Source organism: Bradyrhizobium nivariense, from assembly GCF_029846695.2.
GTDB lineage: Bacteria > Pseudomonadota > Alphaproteobacteria > Rhizobiales > Xanthobacteraceae > Bradyrhizobium.
The window spans coordinates 1-2,535 of record NZ_JARWCR020000165.1 but is presented as its reverse complement, the minus strand read 5'-3'; the positions used below and the strand labels follow the sequence as shown (position 1 = coordinate 2,535).

Below are 2,535 nucleotides of genomic sequence, written 5' to 3'. Positions count from 1 at the left end.
CGTAAGCGCTCAGCCGGGGCCCTATTGAGCCTGGCTTGACGCCTTGCGGAAGCGCCACGGCATGAGGTCTTCGATTCTGCTATGGGGATGGCCGTCGATAATGGCCTCGAGTGTTTCGGCGATGTAGGCGGCCGGGTTGATGTCGTTGAGCTTGCAGGTGGCGACGATCGACGCGAGCAAGGCCCAGTTTTCTGCCCCGATTTCATGACCGGCGAAGAGAGCGTTTTTCCTGGTCAAGCAGACTGGCCGGATGGCGTTCTCGACCGGGTTGGTGTCGAGCTCGAGACGCCCGTCTTCGAGGAATCGGGTCAGCCCCTGCCAATGATTGAGCGCATAGCGAATATCCTCGGCGAGGGTCGAACCGCTGGAGATCATCGACAGCTGTTTCTCGAACCACGACTTTAAGGCGGCTACCATTGGCAGCGAGTGCTCCTTGCGCGCGGCCAACCGGATGTCCGGCGATGAGCCGCGCACCATGGCTTCGATGGCGTAAAGCTGCGCGATGTGCCGAACAGCGGCCTCGGCGATCGGTGACTTGCTGTTGCGCACCAATTTGACGAAGCGCCGGCGCAAATGGCTCCAGCAATGCACGAGCGTCCATGGCCCTTGCGGTCGAACGACTTCGTTCAACCGGTCATACCCGTCATAGGCATCGCATTGCAGGTAGCGTCCGCCAAAGCCGTCGAGGAACTGCTCGGCAAAGGCACCGCTGCGACCGGGGGCATATCGGAACAGCACGATCGGCGGACTTGGCCCGCTGTGGCCGCGGTCGTCTGAGGCGATCGCCCAGAAGTAGCCTTTCTTCGTTTGGCCGCGCCCGGGATCGAGTACCGGCGCCTTGGTCTCATCCATGAACAGCCGATCCGCCATGGCCAGGTGGTGGCGCATGTGGTCGGCGATGGGCTGAAGATGGAAGCAGGCGCGGCCAGACCAGTTGCCCAGTGTCGCCCGATCAAGCCGGATCCCCTGGCGCGCATAGATCTCGGCCTGACGGTAAAATGGCGTATGGTCGCCAAATTTGGAGACGATCACGTGCGCGATGGCCGCTTCGGTCGGCAGCCCGCCGGGCACGACGTGCTCCGGTGCGTGCGCCTGCACGACGGGGCCCGAGCAGCGGCGACAGATATATTTCGGGCGGCGCGTGACCAGCACGCGCCATTGCGCCGGGATCACGTCAAGACGCTGGCTAACGTTCTCGCCGATCTTCGTCATGGCGCCGCAACCGCACGGGCAAAGCGTGCTTGCAGGCTCGATGATCCGTTCCACCCGCGGCAAATGGACAGGCAAGCAGCCGCGATTGCGATGAGAATCATGATCTGGCGCGTTCCGTGATCGGCCCTGGATCACCGCCTCGGCTCTCTCCTGCGCGGCATCCAGTATGCCTTGCGCGATCTCCACGTCTTCGAGCGGCAAATGATACTGATCTGGTCGCAGCTTCTCGGATTTCGCGCCGAACCTGTCGCGTCGCAATTCGCCAAGAATGATCTCCAGGCGGCGTCGGGCTTCTTCCGACGCCGCCAGCGCCCCCTGATGCTCGCTCAAGGCCGCCTGCGTTTGCGTCAAAAGCGCCTTCAGGCGTTCGTTTTCGTCGCGCAGCGCCGCGATGCTCATGCGCTATTTCGAGCACATCGCCGCCGCGTGTGCCACGATCAAAATAGCTGCCGAGTCATTCTGCCGCAGTTATCCCGCCGCCTGCGGGCGCCGTGCTTCTTCCGGGCGGACCAATCTCCAATCCAGCCCTTCGAACAAGGCAGCGAACATCGCCGGCGATATCCGCATCACGCCGTCCGCGATCGTTGGCCAAACGAACTTGCAACCTTCGAGGCGCTTGTGCACCAACACCAGGCCCGTTCGATCCCAGACCAAAATCTTGATCCGGTCCGCTCGTTTGGATCGGAACACGAAGGCTGCGCCGCTGAACGGATCGAGACGGAGCACCTCCTGCACCTTTGCCGCAAGCCCATCGTGGCCACAGCGGAAGTCGATCGGCCGCATTGCAACGTAAATCTTCAGATCAGCACCGGCCGCAATCATCGTGACGCTCGCACCGCACGGATCACCCGGGAGAGCTGCTCACCATCAATGTCCGTATCCGTCCGCAGCACGACATCACCGATCGCGATCTCAAGCTTGATCGCCGGAGTCTGAGACGCTCCTCCAACGCATGTTCCACGACCAGCGGCGCGAATGTCGGCGGGGACGCCCCGCACGGCGGCAACATGCCTCGCTGTCGAAACCGCCGCCGCCAATCGTAGATCTGCCAGCGCGTCGCTCCGTGCTTGCGCGCAACCTCGGACACCTGGGCACCGGGCAACAGACTCTCGGCGACGATCCGAGCTCTCTCAGCTTCCGAACGCACGCGGCGCCCCGACGGTCCTTCAAGAACTTCCAGCCGGCTCACCAACCGCGCCGATGGGCCGTCCGAATGGACGTCCTTTTCGCTGTCCAATCCCATCACAAACCTCCGTCCAAGCCGGACGCTTCTTCGCATAGTTATCCATATCCCGAAGCAAGGGTTCCGGCTAAGCGCTTACA

The 2,535-nt window shown here is 62.6% G+C and carries 3 protein-coding genes; all 3 read right to left on the bottom strand.

Going from position 1 to position 2,535, the window contains the following annotated elements; genetic code table 11:
• Nucleotides 1-21: 21 nt before the first annotated feature.
• The 3 genes from tnpC to QCM77_RS45645 all read right to left on the bottom strand — a co-directional run bounded on the left by tnpC (nucleotide 22) and on the right by QCM77_RS45645 (nucleotide 2,455).
• Nucleotides 22-1,611 (bottom strand): IS66 family transposase, encoded by a 1,590-nt coding sequence (gene tnpC, locus QCM77_RS45655; protein WP_280097108.1) that lies wholly within the window; start codon nucleotides 1,609-1,611, stop codon nucleotides 22-24.
• 69 nt (nucleotides 1,612-1,680) lie between these two features.
• Entirely contained in the window at nucleotides 1,681-2,034 is a 354-nt protein-coding gene (gene tnpB, locus QCM77_RS45650) for an IS66 family insertion sequence element accessory protein TnpB (RefSeq protein WP_280097107.1), read from the bottom strand.
• A 22-nt stretch (nucleotides 2,035-2,056) separates the two neighbouring features.
• On the bottom strand, nucleotides 2,057-2,455 hold the full coding sequence (locus tag QCM77_RS45645; protein ID WP_280097106.1) for a transposase: 399 nt from the start codon (nucleotides 2,453-2,455) through the stop codon (nucleotides 2,057-2,059).
• Nucleotides 2,456-2,535 lie beyond the last annotated feature (80 nt).